We start from the raw sequence: 17,881 nt of genomic DNA on the forward strand, positions 1-17,881 counted from the left end.
CTGCCTTCGCCCGGTCGAGCATCTCGTTGTAGACCTCGGGGGTTGCGATGGGCATCTGTCCGCTCCTTGGTATGTGCGGGTGGGCGATCTGGCGTATCTGGCGTACTACGGCCCTGACCTAGACCTGGGGGTTCGACGTCGTCGTCGGCCCCATCTTTCCAGAGATGCGCGGATGGTCCATGCCCGGTCCACGACGGGCTGTGTTCCGGTCCAGGACGGGCTGTGTTCCGGTCCGCGACCGGCAGTGCTCCGGTCCACGACCGGTCCACGACCCGCCGGCGTCCGGTCCGGCGCGCCGGACAAGTCCAGGTCAACCCGGCCCGTCAGTCCAGACCCAGTTCATCCTTCGAGAAGGCGAACCGGTACGGAACGCCCGCACCCTCGCGGATCTTCTCGCCGGCGCCGGTCGCCCGGTCGACGATCGTGGCGACGGCGACGACCTCGGCGCCCGCCTCGCGCACGGCCTCCACGGCGGCCAGCGGCGAACCGCCGGTGGTGGAGGTGTCCTCGACGACGACGACCCGCCGGCCCTTGATCTCCGGACCCTCCACGCGCCGCTGGAGCCCGTGCGCCTTCGCCGCCTTGCGGACGACGAACGCGTCCAGACGACGCCCGCGCGCGGCGGCGGCGTGCAGCATGCTCGCGGCGACCGGGTCGGCGCCCATGGTCAGCCCGCCCACGGCGTCGAACTCCAGGTCCTCGGTCAGGTCGAGCAGCACCTGCCCGACCAGCGGGGCGGCCTCGCCGTCGAGGGTGATGCGGCGGAGGTCGACGTAGTAGTCCGCCTCCAGCCCCGACGACAGGGTCACCTTGCCGTGCACCACGGCCTTGTCCTTGATCTGCTGAAGCAGCGCGCCACGTACGTCCGTCATGCCCTCAGCTTAGAGGCGGGTCCAGGACCAGGTCGTCGTGGCCTCCAGCGGCTCCAGCGGTGTGACCAGGCGCGGGAGGGTGTTCAGCCCGTCCGGCGGGCCGGTCTGCGGCTCCACGCACACGGCCGCCTCCTGCTCGTCGTAGACGACGGCCCACTGCTCGGGGCTGGTGACCTTCAGTTCGAGCTGTCCCGGCCAGGTCAGGGTGACGTCGACGCCGCCGGGCATCCCGAAGCAGTCGTCCCAGGGCCCCGGCTTCGGCGCGATCCGGTTGCCGGTGGGCAGATGGTCGTCGCCACGCTCTTCCTGCCAGGCGGGCTCGAAGTCGACCCGGACGTCCTGGCCGCCGAGGTTGCGGTGGAACCAGGGGTGCCAGCCGATCTGCGCCGGGAAGGAGGAGTCGTGCGCCTCCACCCCGATGGTGAGCGTGAGCGAGTCGGGGGTCAGCGCGACCACCTGGGTGACCCGGCCCGGGTAGGGCCACGGCTCCACCAGGTCGTACGTCAGCACGGTCTCGGCCGCCGAGCGGCGCGCGACCTTCCAGGCGCCGTCGCGGGCGGTGCCGTGGATGGCGTGCGGGCCGGCGTTGAGCGGCATCTGGTGCACGGAACCGCCGTCCCGGAACCGGCCGTCCCGGATCCGGCCGCACCACGGAACCATCGGGAAGCAGCCGAACCTCTCGCCCTGCCGCAGCAGTTCGAGCCCGCCGACCCGCACCCCACCGATCCGGCCGCCGTTGCCCGGCAGCACGGTCACCTCCGCGTCGCCCGCGGCCAACGTGATCTCTTCAGCACTCACGGGTCGACCCTACTCGGACGATCAGAAGCGGGGCGGACGGCGGGAAGCGGCACAGGGGCCGCCTGGCCGGAAGTCGATCCCTCGGCGGGGCTAACGCCGTCGGCGCAGGGCCCGGCCCACGACGATCGCGGACGCCACGACCAGCGCGGCCGCGGGGGCCGCCCAGCGCAGGGTGCTGTTCTGGGCGACGGTCTGCGGGGCGGGCACCGGTGCGTACCGGCCGCGCGGCGGGGCGTGATCCACCTCCTCGGCACTGCGCCCGATCATGGTGCGGCGCGCGTGCGCGGCTTCGGCGGGGGGCTCCGCCGGGGGCTCGACGGGGGCTTCGGGATCCTCTACGGCATCGGCTTCCGCGTCGGCGGACTCGGCAAGCTCATTGGGCTCATCGGCGTCCGTGGGTTCCGTTGCCGTGGCTTCCCCCGTCACCGGCGACTCCCCGGCACCCGTCTCCCCCTCCACCCCCGCACTCCCCGTCCCCAGGTTCTCCGCGAACCGATTCAAGATCCGGGCCACCGCCGCAATCACCGCGTCCTGCGGGAGTTCCGCGACGCGGCCGTCCGCCGAGGCCGTGCCCTCGAAGCGCAGGGTCGTACCGCCGTCGGTGTCCCGGGGCCGCACCACGAGGGCGAGCTTGACCGCGCCCGAGCCGCGCACCTCGGTGGCGTCGCCCTCCACGGCGTACGCGCCGTCCTCGCGGGCGGTGATCCGGGCGGTGCCGCGATAGGTGATGGTGTGCCCGGCGACGCGGACCTTGAGTCGCCCGGCGACGGGCTCGGTGCCGGCGTCCTGCTGGAGTCCGGGCACCGCACGGGCCACTTGGGCGGGGTCCGCGAGGGCCGCCCTGAGCCGCCGGGCGGGAACGGGAACGAACACCTCTTGCTCCATGCTCCGCGAGCCTACCCACGGGTCGCCCCCTCGCACCCGCCGAAACGGGGATTCGGCCCACCGGAGTCCGTACGGGAGCGGGAGCCACCACCCCTGCGACCCTCAGTACCGCGGATGCACCAGCGTCGAGGCCCGCAGCCCCGCCACCCGGGTCCGCTCCACCGCGCGCGCGTCCGCCGCGAGCCCCTCCTCGGTGAGCGCTCCGGAGGCCCGGCCGCCGTGCGGATCGAGGCGCAGGGCGGGCCGGGCAGCGGTGGCGGCCAGCACGAACCCCCAGTCGCGGGGCGCGTGGACGGCACGGACGGCGTCCCCGGTGACGCGGTAGGGGACCGTGCGCAGGCCGGCCGCGCGCACGGTCGTCTCGACCGTCCAGAACGCGCGCGCACGCGTCGCCACCGGCCCGCCGTGCACCACGAGCCGGCCGCCGGGGGCCAGCGCGCGCCGGGCGAGGCCGTAGAACTCCTGGGAGTACAGCTTGGTGCTGTCGGTGATGCCGGGGTCGGGCAGATCGGCGATCACCACGTCGTACGAGGCGGCGGGGGCCTCGCGCAGCCAGTGGAAGGCGTCGGCGGTGGCGACGCGGACGCGCGGGTCGTCGTAGGCGTGGGCGTTGAGGCGGGACAGGGCGGGGTCGGTGCGGGCGAGGCGGACCAGACCGGGGTCGCGTTCGACGACGTCGACGCGGTGGACGCCGGGGTGGGTGAGGACCTCGCGGGCGGCGAGGCCGTCCCCGCCGCCGAGGACGAGCACGCGTGTGTGACGGCCGGTCATGGCGGGCTGGACGAGGGCCTGGTGGTAGAGGCGTTCGTCCTGGCCGGAGACGCGGAGGCGGCCGTCGAGATAGAGGTCGAGGGGGCGGCCGCCGGTGCCGCCGGTGAGGACGACCTCCTGGACATCGGTGCGGACCGCCACCCGGACGTCGGCGCCGTAGAGCGCCTGGCGGGCGGAGCGCTCGAAGTCGTCGACGAGGACGGCGGCGGAGCCGAGGATGCCGAGGACGGTGAGGCCGGCGATCAGCAGCAGCCAGCGGGCGCGGCGGCTGACGTCCCGTCGGAACAGGCCGAGGACGAGGGCGCCGCCGGCGACGACGTTGACCGCGCCGGTGAGCAGGGAGCTGGTGAGCTGGCCGAAGAAGGGCAGCAGCAGGAAGGGGAAGGCGAGGCCGCCGACGAGCGCGCCGACGTAGTCCGCGGCGAAGAGGTCGGCGACCGCGCCGCCCGCGTCCTGGCGGCGGACGCGCTGGATCAGCTCCATGAGGAGGGGCACCTCGGCGCCGATGAGCAGACCGATGGCGAGGGAGAAGGCGACCAGGAGGACACGGGGGCCGTCGGCCCACAGGCCGCCCCAGTCGCCCGTCCAGGCGAACACGGCGTAGAGCGCCATGGCGCTGGATCCGCCGATCAGGGCGAGGGCGATCTCCAGCGCGCCGAAGCCGGCCGCGGCGAAGCGGCGCAGCCGTTTGGCGGCGAGGGAGCCGAGGCCCATCGCGAAGACCATGACGGACAGCACGACGGACGCCTGGGTGACGGAGTCGCCCATCAGATAGGAGGCGAGCGCGACCAGTTCGAGTTCGTAGACGAGTCCGCAGGCGGCGCAGACGAAGACGCACGTGAGAACCAGGAACCGCCCGGTGTCCGGCCGGACGGGCAGCCGCGCGGGGCGGCCCCGGGACGGCGGGGCACCGGGTGGGGCCGGCGCGTGCGGTTCGATCACGACTGCGACGTTACGTCACGGCCGCGGGACGCAACGTCACCCACACGTGTGGAACCTGCGCCTCAAACCTGCCCCGCGCCCGCCCCTGAACGCGCGCTCGAACGCGCCCCCGCCGGCACCCCGCACCCGGCTCCTCACGCCCGGCATGCCCCTCATGCCCCTCACACCCGGCACGCCCCTCACTCCCGGGTCTCTCACGCCCCGGTCCGTCCCGCCGGCACCGGTACCCGGACGCCCACCCGGGTCCGGGTGGCGACGAGCTGGCCGTCCTGCGGGTAGGCGTGCCAGGTCCGCCAGTGGACCTGGCCGTCCTGGTACTGGGCGAGGAGGGCGGTGAAAGCGTGCGGGCTGCCGGGGAAGACGCCGGCGAGGCCGTGCGGATGGTCGGAGACCAGGGCCAGCAGTTCCTGGGCGCGGCCCGCGAACTGGTTCGGCGAGAGGACCTCGACGCGCGCGGCGAACTCGTACTCCCAGTCGCCCACGCGCTTGGCGACGCCCAGCGGCAGCGGGGTGCTGCTGCCGGGGATACAGGCCACCGTCTCGGAGCACGAGCCCTGGTCCTCCTCCAGCAGCACCTGGTGGGAGGCTCCGAGCAGTCTCAACTGAAGCTTCGCACCGCCCAGTTCGAGGTCCCGGGTGGCGAGCGCGGGCAGCGGCTCACGCCCCAGGGCCCAGGCGAGATCGGCCGCGCGCGTGTCGGTGTAGGAGGTGTTCAGGGTCGTGAGCATGGATCGGCTCCGCGGTGACGCAAAGAAGAGGGTAGGTCCGGCGCACCCCGGTCGACACCGGGTGTTCGGCCCCGGTCAGCCCGGTCCGGGAAGGGCGTCCGCGTGGGACGCCGGTTGGGGTCCGAGGGCTGCGTTGGTGTTTTAGAGGGAATCATGAACGGTGGCGCCGCCACAGCGTTTTTACCCAACTTCGTGGGGTTTCCATCCCTCAGAGGGCTCCACAGCTCAACTGTTCAATCACGGCGTACGCCGGGCGGCCCTGGCGTACGCCTCGCGCACATGATCAGGGCACGTGCCCGCCCCGCCCCGTGCCGGGCGCGCGGCGGGCCTACGGCGGGCATACGGTACGACCGCGGAGCCCGTGGTCAGGTACGGGCTCCGCGGCCGCGCGCGGCGCTCCGCGGGAAGGCGAGCCGCCCCCGTCAGCTCCCTCCGCCGCATCCGCCGCCGCCACCCCCGCAGGACGAGCCGCCGCCGCAGGACGACGACCCTCCCCCGCAGGAGTGACCCGAATGGCCGCCGGAGCCGCAGGAGGACGACCCGCTGTCCCCCACGTCCCCGGCCCACCAGCTCCCCGAGCCGCTGCTGCTGCCGCTCCGTCCCCCGACGCGTCCCCGCGACCGGCCGCCGCGGTACGGCGACCGCCCCGACCGGTACGCCGACGACCGGGCGGCGCCGGCCCGGGCCTTGGCCACCAGGGCCACCACGAAGAACACTGCGACGAACGTCAGGATGATGCCGATGACCATGGCGTCACCCTCCTTCCGAATCCCCCGAAGCGGCCCCCCGTGGGCGCCTCGCTTGGTGCGTGGGCCTTGCGTGAACGGGGGATGCCCGCGTGTCTCGCCTGCCAAAGCACACTTGAGGAACTCCAGAGCTTCGGCGCAGGATGACCGGCATGACCTTCACCGCACGCCCCTTCCTCAACCGCCGCCTCGCCGAGTTCGGGACGACGATCTTCGCCGAGATGTCCGCCCTGGCGGCGAGCACCGGGTCCATCAACCTCGGCCAGGGGTTCCCGGACACCGACGGTCCCGAGGAGATCCGCGAGGCGGCGGTGCGGGCGCTGCGGGACGGGCGCGGCAACCAGTACCCGCCGGGGCCCGGCGTCCCCGAGCTGCGCACCGCGATCGCCGGGCACCAGGCGCGCCGCTACGGCCTGACGGTCGACCCCGACACCGAGGTGCTGGTGACCGCGGGCGCCACGGAGGCCATCGCGGCCACCCTGCTGGCCCTGCTGGAGCCCGGTGACGAGGTGGTGGCCCTGGAGCCGTACTACGACTCCTACGCGGCGTGCATCGCGATGGCGGGCGCCACGCGCGTGCCCGTCACCCTGCGCCCGGACCCGGAGCGGTCCCGGTTCCGCCTCGACCTGGACGAACTGCGCGCCGCGGTCACGGACCGCACCCGCCTGCTCCTCATCAACACCCCGCACAACCCGACCGGCACGGTCCTCACGCGCGCGGAGCTGACGGCGATCGCGGAGCTGGCGGTCGAGCGGAACCTGCTGGTCGTCACGGACGAGGTGTACGAGCACCTGGTGTTCGACGACGCCGAGCACATCCCCCTGGCGCCCCTGCCGGGCATGCGGGAGCGCACGGTCACGATCAGCTCGGCCGGCAAGACGTTCTCGTTCACCGGCTGGAAGGTCGGCTGGCTCACGGCCCCGCCGGCACTGGTCGCGGCGGTGCGCTCGGCGAAGCAGTTCCTGACGTACGTCTCCTCGGGCCCCTTCCAGTACGCCATCGCCGAGGCACTGCGCCTCCCGGACTCCTACTTCGACGGCTTCCGCGCCGACCTGCTCCGCAAGCGCGACCTCCTCGCCGACGGCCTGCGCGCGGCCGGCTTCGAGGTCTACCTCCCCCGGGGCACCTACTTCATCACCACCGACATCACCCCCTTCGGCGAGAAGGACGCCCACACCTTCTGCCGCACCCTCCCCGAACGCACCGGCGTCGTCGCCATCCCCAACTCGGTCTTCTACGACGACCGAGAAGCCGGCCGCACCCAGGTCCGCTTCGCCTTCTGCAAGAAGGACGAGGTCCTCACGGAAGCCGCAGACCGCCTGCGAAGCCTGGCGTCCTGAGGCCCACGCCACTTCGCCCGGAATGATCGTCTGCGACAGGCGCCTGGCTCGACGGCCGCTCACTCGGGGAAGCACAGCTGCTACTTCTCGCAGTTTTGCCCGAATGCCCACCAATTTTCGTTATGCCGCGAGCGGGTCGGCATGCGAGGGCGTCTGCTCCCCGGTGACAGACTCCACGTCGGAAGCTGTGGACGTTGCCAGCATGGGGGGGGCGGCGTCGGTCTGTCCGCTTCGTGCGCCTTCTGATCGCGGTCTCGCTCCACCCCCTGCCCAAGGAGATTCCGGTCCCCACGGAGCAGTACGTATATCGACTGTCGGGAGTGGTAAGGCTACTGATTCACGGACCCTGCCTAGGGAACAAGCTCATCGTGGGCGGTCCGTGCCGACAGCCTCGTGCAGTTCAACGGCTTGGACGCGGAATGTGCTGGCCTGTGGCGTCCCAGTGTCGCCCTCGACGAGCAAGTCGACTCGACACCCCGCACCGCGCGCACCCGCACCGACACACAGATGAGCCCGAATGATGCGGCTGCCTGCCGGCTTGACGAAGCCGGAAACCAGGTGCCGACCGGCTGCGGCGAACGGCGACTCTGCCGGAGGCGCGCTTTCACTGTCCACCGCACCCATTCGCGGGCGTCAAGGCTCATCTGGAGGCGGCTCCTGTGTCGAGGCTGAAGGCTGCGCGCAGGTCCTCTTCGGGCGGCGCGCGGGAAGGGGGCGGCTTGGTTTTCCTGGCGCGGCTACGGCGGGCAGCACCGCTGCGCGCAGGCGTATGCAAGGGGCGCCTCGGGCCCCCGCGATGGCGGGTCGGGGATTCGCGACTCCGGAACCAGCGTCCCGGGCGCACGACCAACACAGCCACACCCACAAGGCACAAGGCACAAGTCCGGCACTACGCCGAGAAATCGAACGGCTCAGGGCAAACGCGTCCTGTACCGCATTTCTGGAACGGGAGAACCGAATTCCACGTTGCCGAAGCGGGCGTGATCAGGCCGCCTGGACAGAGCTCGCGGCAGAGAGCAGGTCCGCGAGTCGAGCCGCGCTCCGCGGGCTAATCGTCACGGTGACCCGTCGCACACGCGCCGGAGAGCGGCCTCCCCGGCCTCATCCGGCTTCTGACGGCGGCCGGAGTCGCACTCGGGGGCGATGTCCCGGTCAGGCCGGATCTCGGTGAGCTGTGACTGTCGTTGGGGCATAGACGTCCTTGGGGCATATCGGTCGGCGTTCCACCTGCACGACACGGAGCGAGCGGGCAGGCGGTGAGCGACGTCAATGATCCGGAGATTCCCCGGTTTTGCCAACCGGCGATCATCGGCTACGCAGCCTGGCTGCACACAGGCTCGACGTCCTGAGCCCGTGACGGTCTCGGGCGCCAACTCCCAATCCCTCACTCCCCACACCCCTGTTCCCGCACCCCGACAGGATCAGGCTCGCCGTCCCCTGCTACAGCGGGTTCCGTCCCAGGAGTCCAGGACGTCCACGGGCGACACTCGCGATAGTCACAGGCAGCATGACCAACTCGACTGATTAATGATGTTTTATTCGTCATTTCCGGGGAGATTCTCCGCCCACAAAAAGAAAACGCAGCAACTTTGCCATCTTTTGACTTATAAATAGTCCACCCTTTGAGCTTCTTTACAGGTTCCTGACTTTTGATCGTGCCACTCACGCCGCAATGGGCGGTGCGACGCGATTCAGGAGTGGTGATAAGGCTCAAGGGGAGAAGAGTCTCCGCAGACTCAGGGGGGCGGCGGAGATCTTCGTTCGCCTTGCTGAGGCGTACAGCACTGGCGGTAGCCGCAGTGCTGGCGGCGGAGACAGCGCTGATCTCTCTGGAGACGGGAGCGGTCTTCGCGGCTGACTCTGGCTCCGGTACTGCGGCGAAGGCCACGACAACAGCCGCCGGCGCCAAGGCTTCCTCCGCCGATTCGGTAGCGGCGGCGCTGCTCATGGCCCGCCTTCAGGACCGGAAGATCGAGGTCCTGTCCGAGCGTTCGGCGACCTCGACGACGTACGCTCTGCCTTCTGGCGAACTGCAGACCTCCACCTATGCCGGGCCGATCCGGCAGAAGGTGGACGGGAAGTGGCTGGACATCGACACCTCGCTGTCGGACACGGGCGCCTCTCTGGAACCGGATGTGGCGGCGGCCGACATCGCGGTCTCGGACGGTGGTGACACGGCGCTGGTTTCGGTGGCCAAGGGGGGCAGGTCCTTCGGCCTTGGCTGGGAGTCGAAACTTCCGGCCCCGGAGGTGAAGGACGACACCGCCTCCTACGACCTGGGCGACGGCCAGACCCTGACGGTCACCGCGCTGGCGCAGGGCTTCTCCCAGAACGTAGTTCTGGACGCCGAGCCGAACAGCACCCCGGAGTACCGGATTCCCCTGAACCTCAAGGGACTCACCCTCTCGGTGGCCGACTCGGGGCATCTGCTGCTGAAGGACTCCGACGCCAAGCTGGTGGCCGAGGCGCCCGCGCCAATGATGTGGGACTCGTCGAAGAACGATGCCTCGGGCGAGTCCGAGCACCAAGCGTCAGTGGAGACGAAGGTCGAGACGGCCGACGACGGCAGCCAGACTTTGGTCCTGACCCCGGACGCGGACTACTTCGACCAGGAACTGACCTACCCGGTCACCGTCGACCCGACCTCGACTCTCGCCGTCACCACCGACACCTGGGTAGCCACGAACTACACCGACTCGCAGGTCTCCTCGACCGAGCTTAAGTCGGGCACGTACGACTCCGGATCGACGGTGGCGCGGTCGTTCCTGAAGTTCGATGTGTCGGCATTCAAGAGCAAGCACATCACCGACACCAACCTGGCGCTGTACTCGTACTACTCGTCCTCCTGCACGGAGGGTTCGGGCACAGTGGTGCAGCGGATCACCAAGTCCTGGGACTCCTCGTCCATCACCTGGTCCACCAAACCGGCGGGCACCACGACCGGCCAGGTGATCAACACCGCGGCCAAGGGCTACTCGTCCTCCTGCCCGGCGGGCACGATGAACTTCGACATCGACGCCATCGTGCAGGCGTGGGCGGACGGTACCCCCAACTACGGTCTGCTGATCCGTGGCGTCACCGAGACCGACAGCCTCACCTGGCGCCGGTTCCGCTCAGCGAACTACGTCTCGGGGGACGGTTCGACAGAGCCGCACCTGACGGTGACGTACAACTCGTATCCGTCGGTGCCGAGTTCGCTGGCGATCTCGCCGTCGCAAGTCAACGCGTACAACGGCAAGCGGTACGTGACCTCGCTGACGCCGACGCTGTCGGCGAAGGTGACCGACCCGGACGGGTCCAGCAGCAAGGGACAGTTCGAGATCACGGCGGACCCGGACTACGCGGACACCACCTACTCGTACACGGGGACATCCTCGGCAGTGGCCTCGGGATCGACGGCGAAGCTGACGATCCCGTCGGCGTCCTCGTTCCCCGCGGGCAAGCATCTGCGCTACCGGGTACGGGCCTACGACGGAACCGACTACGGATCCTGGTCCTCGTACAGCACGTTCGTCATGAACACCGGGCTGCCCGCCGCGCCGACGGTCTCCTGCGACGCATATGAGCAGAACGGCTGGTCGGCAAAGGCCGGTGACGCGGTGTCCTGCACTCTGGACACGTCCTCATCGGATGGAGCCGGGTACTACTGGGGTCTGGATGACAGCAGTCTGCCGAAGAGGAAGCTCGACACCACCGACGGCAACGGTGGCGACGCACTCACCGTCTCCATCGACCCCGCCGACGGCTGGCACACTCTGTACGCCCGCACGGTGGACTCCGGAGGAAACCTTTCCTCGGCTACCACCGCCTACGGCTTCGGGGTGGGCGAGGACGGCGCGGCAATTCTCTCTCCCGAAAACGGTGACGACACCGCACGGCGCCTCACCCTCGCGGCGAAGGGCCTCACCTCCTACACCGGGGTCACCTGGCAGTACCGACGCGGCGAGGAGGACGACTGGCACACCGTTCCGGTTGGTGATGTCACCGCCTCAGGAAACGCGGTCACCGCCTGGCCGGTAACGGTCACCGACGGGACCGCCACCAAGTTGGTGTGGAACACCGTCTCCTCACTGGACGAGGACGGCGCGATCGAATTGCGCGCCGCCTTCACCGACGGCACCGCCACCGGCCACTCCCAGACCGTCCAGGTCACCCTCGACCGCGACGCGGGCTACGCGGAGTCGGCCGAGGTCGGCCCGGGTGAGGTGAACCTCCTCACCGGTGACCTCACCCTGGCTGTGACGGACGCCGAGGTGTTCAACAGCGGGGTGGAGCGGACGTACTCCTCGCGCATCAACGACGCGGACACTGACGGTCAGGTGGCGGTCTTCGGGCCGGGCTGGACCGTATCCGCGCTCGGCGACACCGCGGAGGGCGACTACACGCAGATCCGCCAGACCTCCGGCACATCGGTGGAACTGCTCTCCGCCGATGGCAGCGCGATCGCCTTCACGGCGACGTCAAATGGCGGCTGGGCTTCCCAGGCAGACGCCGACGACCTCACGCTGGCCGGCTCCTTCTCAAGCGACACATTCACCCTGACAGACACCGATGCGAACGTGACGGTCTTCGCCAAGGCCGACGACACCGCCCCGACCTGGTCCTTCGCCTCAAGCGCAGCCGCGGTCGACGACTCCACCATCACCGTGGCGTCGGAGACGGTCCCCGTCGACGGCGAGAACCTGACCCGGCCCAAGTACGTGATCGCGCCCGACGGCGCGGTGACGGCGGCCACCTGTCAGACAACGCCCTCCACCAAGGGCTGCCGGGTCCTGGAGTTCGTGTACGCCGACACCACCACGGCCACCGGCAGCGCGCTTGGGAACTACGCAGGCCAGGCCAAGGCCCTCAGGCTGTGGGCTACCGACCCGGGCGGCTCCGCCGCCACCGCCGAGACCGTGGCCCAGTACGCGTACGCCGCCAACGGTCGCCTGCGCCAGGTGTGGGACCCGCGGATCAGTCCCGCGTTGAAGAGCGAATACACCTACGACTCCGACGGCCGGGTCGCCACCCTCACCGAACCCGGGGAACTGCCCTGGACCTTCACCTACGGCAAGGCCGGCTCCGCGCTGACGGCCGGTGACGGCATGCTGCTCTCGGCGTCCCGCGCCGCGCTGGCGCAGGGCACCGAGAGCACGGTCTCCGGCACCGCGACCACAACCGTGGTTTACGACGTGCCGCTGTCCGGAGACGACGCCCCCTACCAATTGGACAAGGACACGGTTGCGTCCTGGGCCCAGGACGAGGCGCCCGCCGACGCCACCGCAGTCTTCCCCGCCGATTCCGTCCCCGCCTCCAGTACCGGCAGCGACCTCGACGCCGACGACTACGGGCGGGCCGACATCAGCTACCTCGGCGCCGACGGCGACGAGACCAACGCGGCCTCGGCCGGCGGTGCGCTGGACGCGACCGAGTACGACGCGCACGGCAATACGGTGTTCGAGCTGTCGGCCACCAACCGGGAACTGGCACTGGGGACTTCCCACGGCGCGGCGGACCGTCTCGCCGAGCTGGGAATGACGGATCTGTCCACGGCCGAACGCGCGGAGCTCCTCGGCCACGCCTACACATACTCGGCGGACGGTGAACGGCTCACCGACGAGTACGGCCCGTCGCACCTGGTCACCCTCACTGCGGATCTCGCGGGTACGGCCAGCGACGCCACCCTGGTCGCAGGGACCGTCGTACGGGCGCGCAGGCACGCGGAGTACACGTACGACGAGAGTCGGCCTAGCGATGCCGCCGTGTCCGGACTGGTCACGTCCACCAGGACCGGGGCCTACGTCGATGGCTACCCGACAGACGCGGACATCCGTACGTCAGCCACGGCCTACGACTGGTCCACCGGACACCAGACCGCCGCTGTGGAGGATCCGGACGGAAAGGCGCTGACCACGGCGACCTCGTACGATTCCGACGGCCGTGTCACCGCCACCCGGCTGGCCGCCTCCACCGGCTCGGATGCCGGAACCCTCGGCTACAGCTACTACACCGCCAGCGGCAGCGGCACCTGCGGCAACCGCCCCGAGTGGGCGGGCCTAGTCTGCCGTACCGCGCCCGCGGCGACGATCACTGGCGGCGCGGACAACCCGAGTGAACTGGTCACCACCACCTACACCTACGACCGGTGGGGCCAGGTACTGACGAAGACGGAGACCGCGAATGACGTCACCCGGACCACAACCACCACCCGTGACGACAACGGCCGGGTCGCGAAACTGACCGTGACCGGTGGCGCGGGCGAGGAGACTCCGGCTACCGACTACGGCTACAGCACCACCACAGGCAAGCTCGTCTCGGTCACCTCGGACGGCCAGACCGTCTCCTTCGGGTACGACGCCCTCGGCCGGCAGATCACCTACGAGGACGGCACGGGCAACACCGCCACGACCGCCTTCGACGCACTCGACCGCGTCGTGAAGGTCACCGACTCGGCCCCGTCGACCAGGACCTACACCTACGACGACGCCGACCAGGTCAAAACCCTCACCGACTCGGTCGCGGGCACCTACACCGCCTCCTACGACGCCGACGGCAACCTCACTACCGAGAGCCTGCCGGGTGACCTCACCCTGACGCTCGCCACGAACACCGAAGGCACCGTCACGGCCAAGGAGTACACCGACGCCGACGGTACGACCGTCCTGTCCGACTCCGCCTCCTACACGGTGCACGCGCAACAGGCCGGCCACACCCAGACCGACGGCGCCACCACCGAGACCGACTACACCTACGACAGCGTCGGCCGCCTGACCGAGGCCGCCGACGCCACCGCCACCGGCTGCACCGCCCGCGCCTACGCCTTCGACGCGAACAGCAACCGCACGGCGCTGAACACGAGTTCCGACGACTGCGACAGCAGCACCTCTGACACCACGACCGCCACCACGTCATACGCCTACGACAGCGGTGACCGACTGATCGCCGACGGCACCGGGTACGACGCCCTCGGCCGCACCACCAGCACTGGCGGCACCACACTGACCTACTACACCAATGACCTCATCCGTTCGGAGACCGTCGGCACCAGCCGCCGGACCTGGTCCCTGGACGCTGTCGGACGCCTCGGCCAGGTCACCACGGAGACCCAGGCTGGCGACGGCACCTGGTCGACAACATCAACGGACCTCAGCCACTACGGTTCCACCGGTGACAGCCCGAGCTGGAGCGAGGACGCGGACGGCACCGTGAGCCGCAATGTCACCGACCCCACGGGGTCGCTCGCGGCCATCACCTCGGCGACCGGTGACACCACCCTGCAGCTCACCACGCTCCACGGCGACGTTGCCGTCCGGCTCCCGCTGGACGGCACAACCGCATCGGTGGTCCAGCGCTACGACGAGTACGGAAATCCCCTCGACGACACCGCGTCAGCCACCTACGGATGGCTCGGCGGCTACCAGAGGTCGTCCGACACCATCAGCGGTCTCGCCCTCATGGGTAGTCGCCTCTACAGCCCGGCTACCGGCCGCTTCCTGCAGACCGACACGGTCTACGGAGGCAATGTCAACGCTTACGTGTATCCGCCGGATCCGGTCAACGCCTATGACCTGGACGGACGTTTCGTCATCGTCATCCCGGTGGTCATCGCGCTGGACTGGGCCCTCGGCGCGCTCATCGCGCTGATCATCGCGACGGTCTCCGTGTGGATCTGCCACGTCTTCGGCTGTTCGCTCACCGCGTCGGGAACCGGGGTGAGGGTACCGTGGCCGGACAAAGACTCCAAGAAGTCAAAGAAGGAGAAAAATACCCGCTATTACGGCTATAAGATCTACCGCAAGAACGGCGGGCGAATCTATAAGTACGGCATCACCAAGGTCGGAGGTTCCCGCCCGAGATCGCAGATCAGCTCATGCCAGCGGTACTACAATAAGGCGTGCGGCTACAAGTTGATCTGGCGAGGCAAGGGCTGGTACAACGCTCGCGCCTGGGAAGCCACGAAGATCTTGAAGTATGTCGCCCATCACGGGCACTGCCCACCCGGTCAGTACAAGAGCTGCCGCTGATTCGGCGCTTTCGAAGGGGCTGTCCCGGTTCTTCCGGGGCAGCCCCGCCGATATGAGAAAGGAATGGCTGTGAACAAGGACCGGTTCTGGAAGGCCATCGGCGAACTGGACGGGTACGCCGACGACGAGTCTGTCTATGACCTGCGCGAACTGCTTCTCGGGGAGGACGCGGAAGACGTCGCCGCATTTCAGGTGTGCCTCGATGAGTACCTCGCCACGCTGTCCGCGCGGGCGGCGGAAGCCGGTGTGGAACTGGACGAAGCGGAAGCATGCGCGGTGGTGGCGGCCGGTCGCGAGGTATACGAAGCCGTTCTCGCCGATCCCGCCGAATTCGGTCGGCGCGATTGGGACACCGAGGACGCTCTCGTCCTGCGCAAAACAGCGGCGGATGTCCTCGAATTCCTCTGGGGACTTCCCGACTTCGCCGAGGGTGACGAATGGCTCCATGTTTCCTTCGGCTCGGATTTCACCATCCCGGCCGCCTATGAAAAGGCGGTCGAAAGTCTCGCCGAGTCCATCAACAGGTCGCCCGAGTGGCGCCGCTGGTGGCAGAGCGCCGAATCCCCCAGGCTGTTCGTCTTCCTGGAACTGATGAAATCCCCTGAACTTCGCGAACCGCCGCAACTGCGTCGCAGGCGCGAGAGTGTGGAGTTCAGCATGAGCATCGACCCACAGAACGTCCGCGGCCTACGTCTGCCCGGCAGGGGAGGGAAGGCATCCGAGGTGGCCCGGGGCGACCTGACGGCATGCCTGAACCGCGTGGCGGAGGAGTTGTCCCTGGAGTCGGTCCCGCCGCTTCTCTGACCGGCCAGAGGGGGTCCTGCCTCAGCAGGATCTCCTCTGGCTTCCGCTTGTTCCGCAAGGCTCTTGCGACCTTTGCCCTGCGTGATCCACCCCATGAAGTCCCTGGATTCTCGCCATCCTTGCGCCACGCAGGACCGGCGCTCTGCGCTCGTCGCCATCTCAAACACCTCCCGTCCGCCCTCGGACACAACCATGCGCCAGCAGTACGGCCCACGACGGGCTGAGCACTGGGCACGCTACAGCGGGTTCTGCTCGATGCCGATCCGGTCCCAGTCCATGTACCGGCCGTACTTCTTCGGCTCGTCGACAACCACACCGGAGAACAGGAACCGCAGCACTGCGTTGCGTCGATCGTCCGTCATGTTCTCGGCTTCCCAGGCGGCCCGCGCGCCCGCGCCGGTGAGGCCGTCGAGGAGCACCATCGGCCGGATGACGACCTTGCGCTGCGCCTTGGCGATGCGGTCGGTGATCTCCTTGCGCATCTTGCGGTACTCCGCTGTGGAGATCTCCTCCGCGGTCCACATCTGGTTCAGCTCGCCGAGCTGCCGCTGGCCGTCCTCCAGTTCCTCGGTGAGACTCTCGGCGAGGTTGCTGCTGGCGAACCGACCATCCACCCGCAGTTTGCCGAGCAATTCGACCGCGGCGTCGACGACGAAGTCCTCCGACGTCAGGGCCGTGATCGACCGAGGGCACTTCTTGTCGTCGTTCCGACCCCTGCGGTTGCACTGGTAGACAGGTCCGGTGCCCTTGGCCGTCCGGGACACCAACGTCCCGCACCGCCCGCACATCACCAGCCCCCGCAGCAGGTAGTAGCGCTGCGCCCGCTTGCTGAGCGCCTCCCGGTACACCGCCGGCCGATACTCGCGCCGCGTCCGCGCCTCCGCCCACACGCCCGCGTCGATGATCGCGGGCCAGGATCCAGGGCCGACCTCCTCGCCCTGATGCATCCGGATGCCGGCGACATGCCGGGAGTCAAGCAGCACACGGACAGTGCCGCTGGTCCACGCCTTGCCGCCGGTCGCCAAACCGCCTCACCCCACCCTGCGGCTTACCCTCCCGCGCCCGGTCCTGCACCACGGACTTCAACCGCCGCGAGGTGTCAGCCGACGACCGGCAGGCGTGCGCGACCTCGATGCAGAGGATGAACCGGTCGTCGGGGTCGGAGAGGTCTCGTCGGTTCGCCTCCCCGTGGAGGGTGATGGCGTGGTCGTCGGAGACCTGAAGCACCTCCTCCAGGTCCCGGGGCTGCCTCATCAGCCGGTCGGGGTGGTAGGCGACGATGTGCCATCAGTGATTCCGGGCGTCCTCTCACCGGTTCGCTTCCGCTTACAGCTCCAGGCCGAGCGGCTGTTGTCCACTGAGACGTGGGCCGGATCGATGACGAAGCCGCGCCGGTCGGCGATCTCGCGGCAGATGCACTCCTGGCGGTCGACGCCAGTCTGGTCGTCATCGTCTGCCCGGGATATGCGGCAGTAGATCGCTGCGGGCTCACCGGTCGCGGCGTTGGTGCCGGTGTTTCCCCTGGTGAGCTTGTTGCGCGACACACGAATGAGTGTACGAACGAGGCGTCGGCTGGCTCACGGCCCCGCCGGAACTGGTCGCGGCGGTGCGCTCGGCGAAGCAGTTCCTGACCTACGTCTCCTCGGGCCCCTTCCAGTACGCCATCGCCGAGGCACTGCGCCTCCCGGACTCCTACTTCGACACCTTCCGCGCCGACCTGCTCCGCAAGCGCGACCTCCTCGCCGACGGCCTGCGCGCGGCCGGCTTCGAGGTCTACCTCCCCCGGGGCACCTACTTCATCACCACCGACATCACCCCCTTCGGCGAGAAGGACGCCCACACCTTCTGCCGCACCCTCCCCGAACGCACCGGCGTCGTCGCCATCCCCAACTCCGTGTTCTACGACGACCGAGAAGCCGGCCGCACCCAGGTCCGCTTCGCCTTCTGCAAGAAGGACGAGGTCCTCACGGAAGCCGCAGACCGCCTGCG

General features: G+C 69.5%; 12 protein-coding genes and 1 pseudogene. 4 read left to right on the forward strand and 9 right to left on the reverse strand.

The window, feature by feature from the left end:
• Positions 1 to 323: 323 nt before the first annotated feature.
• The 6 genes from pyrE to G6W55_RS34500 form a co-directional block, all read right to left on the reverse strand.
• Entirely contained in the window at positions 324 to 872 is a 549-nt protein-coding gene (gene pyrE / locus G6W55_RS34475; RefSeq protein ID WP_030781957.1) for an orotate phosphoribosyltransferase, read from the reverse strand.
• Between the two features lie 9 nt (positions 873 to 881).
• A complete protein-coding gene (locus G6W55_RS34480; protein WP_175524595.1) occupies positions 882 to 1,670 on the reverse strand; it encodes an aldose 1-epimerase in 789 nt (262 codons plus the stop codon).
• 90 nt (positions 1,671 to 1,760) lie between these two features.
• A complete protein-coding gene (locus tag G6W55_RS34485) occupies positions 1,761 to 2,555 on the reverse strand; it encodes an SRPBCC family protein (protein WP_175524596.1) in 795 nt (264 codons plus the stop codon).
• A 102-nt stretch (positions 2,556 to 2,657) separates the two neighbouring features.
• Positions 2,658 to 4,268 (reverse strand): polyamine aminopropyltransferase, encoded by a 1,611-nt coding sequence (locus G6W55_RS34490; protein ID WP_175524597.1) that lies wholly within the window; start codon positions 4,266 to 4,268, stop codon positions 2,658 to 2,660.
• A gap of 194 nt (positions 4,269 to 4,462) precedes the next feature.
• On the reverse strand, positions 4,463 to 4,996 hold the full coding sequence (locus G6W55_RS34495; protein ID WP_175524598.1) for a DUF2617 family protein: 534 nt from the start codon (positions 4,994 to 4,996) through the stop codon (positions 4,463 to 4,465).
• A 422-nt stretch (positions 4,997 to 5,418) separates the two neighbouring features.
• Positions 5,419 to 5,745: a hypothetical protein gene (locus G6W55_RS34500; protein ID WP_175524599.1), complete on the reverse strand. Its 327-nt coding sequence runs from the start codon at positions 5,743 to 5,745 to the stop codon at positions 5,419 to 5,421.
• Positions 5,746 to 5,885: 140 nt separating this feature from the next.
• On the opposite strand from G6W55_RS34500, the gene G6W55_RS34505 reads away from it, so the two are divergent.
• The 3 genes from G6W55_RS34505 (at position 5,886) to G6W55_RS34515 (ending at position 15,892) form a co-directional block, all read left to right on the forward strand.
• Complete coding sequence (locus G6W55_RS34505; protein WP_175524600.1) at positions 5,886 to 7,082, forward strand: pyridoxal phosphate-dependent aminotransferase; 1,197 nt, start codon at positions 5,886 to 5,888, stop codon at positions 7,080 to 7,082.
• A 1,946-nt stretch (positions 7,083 to 9,028) separates the two neighbouring features.
• A complete protein-coding gene (locus tag G6W55_RS34510; protein ID WP_254876554.1) occupies positions 9,029 to 15,088 on the forward strand; it encodes a DNRLRE domain-containing protein in 6,060 nt (2,019 codons plus the stop codon).
• A 69-nt stretch (positions 15,089 to 15,157) separates the two neighbouring features.
• Entirely contained in the window at positions 15,158 to 15,892 is a 735-nt protein-coding gene (locus tag G6W55_RS34515) for a DUF4240 domain-containing protein (RefSeq protein ID WP_175524601.1), read from the forward strand.
• Positions 15,893 to 16,128: 236 nt separating this feature from the next.
• Here G6W55_RS34515 and G6W55_RS39090 read toward each other — a convergent pair whose 3' ends face one another.
• From G6W55_RS39090 to G6W55_RS39100, 3 genes are read right to left on the reverse strand one after another with little or no spacing between them, the layout of a single operon-like run.
• A complete protein-coding gene (locus G6W55_RS39090) occupies positions 16,129 to 16,875 on the reverse strand; it encodes a zinc ribbon domain-containing protein (RefSeq protein WP_309243872.1) in 747 nt (248 codons plus the stop codon).
• Positions 16,865 to 17,146 (reverse strand): hypothetical protein, encoded by a 282-nt coding sequence (locus G6W55_RS39095; protein WP_254876556.1) that lies wholly within the window; start codon positions 17,144 to 17,146, stop codon positions 16,865 to 16,867. The genes G6W55_RS39090 and G6W55_RS39095 overlap by 11 nt, the downstream gene beginning before the upstream one ends.
• Positions 17,146 to 17,436: a hypothetical protein gene (locus G6W55_RS39100; protein WP_254876557.1), complete on the reverse strand. Its 291-nt coding sequence runs from the start codon at positions 17,434 to 17,436 to the stop codon at positions 17,146 to 17,148. Before G6W55_RS39100 ends, G6W55_RS39095 begins: the two co-directional genes overlap by 1 nt.
• A 23-nt stretch (positions 17,437 to 17,459) precedes the next feature.
• Between G6W55_RS39100 and G6W55_RS34525 the strand changes: the two are divergent.
• Positions 17,460 to 17,881 (forward strand): annotated as a pseudogene (locus tag G6W55_RS34525) (aminotransferase class I/II-fold pyridoxal phosphate-dependent enzyme); the annotation flags it as partial.

Origin of the sequence: Streptomyces sp. CAI-85 (assembly GCF_013363615.1) — a bacterium.
Taxonomy (GTDB): Bacteria; Actinomycetota; Actinomycetes; order Streptomycetales; family Streptomycetaceae; genus Streptomyces; species Streptomyces antibioticus_B.

What these genes read in the sequence shown, in the direction of transcription:
- G6W55_RS34505 (WP_175524600.1), top strand. Translation starts at nt 5,886, where the DNA reads ATGACCGGCATGACCTTCACCGCACGCCCCTTCCTCAACCGCCGCCTC.
- G6W55_RS34485 (WP_175524596.1), bottom strand. Translation starts at nt 2,555, where the DNA reads ATGGAGCAAGAGGTGTTCGTTCCCGTTCCCGCCCGGCGGCTCAGGGCG.
- G6W55_RS34495 (WP_175524598.1), bottom strand. Translation starts at nt 4,996, where the DNA reads ATGCTCACGACCCTGAACACCTCCTACACCGACACGCGCGCGGCCGAT.
- pyrE (WP_030781957.1), bottom strand. Translation starts at nt 872, where the DNA reads ATGACGGACGTACGTGGCGCGCTGCTTCAGCAGATCAAGGACAAGGCC.
- G6W55_RS34510 (WP_254876554.1), top strand. Translation starts at nt 9,029, where the DNA reads ATGGCCCGCCTTCAGGACCGGAAGATCGAGGTCCTGTCCGAGCGTTCG.
- G6W55_RS34500 (WP_175524599.1), bottom strand. Translation starts at nt 5,745, where the DNA reads ATGGTCATCGGCATCATCCTGACGTTCGTCGCAGTGTTCTTCGTGGTG.
- G6W55_RS39095 (WP_254876556.1), bottom strand. Translation starts at nt 17,146, where the DNA reads ATGAGGCAGCCCCGGGACCTGGAGGAGGTGCTTCAGGTCTCCGACGAC.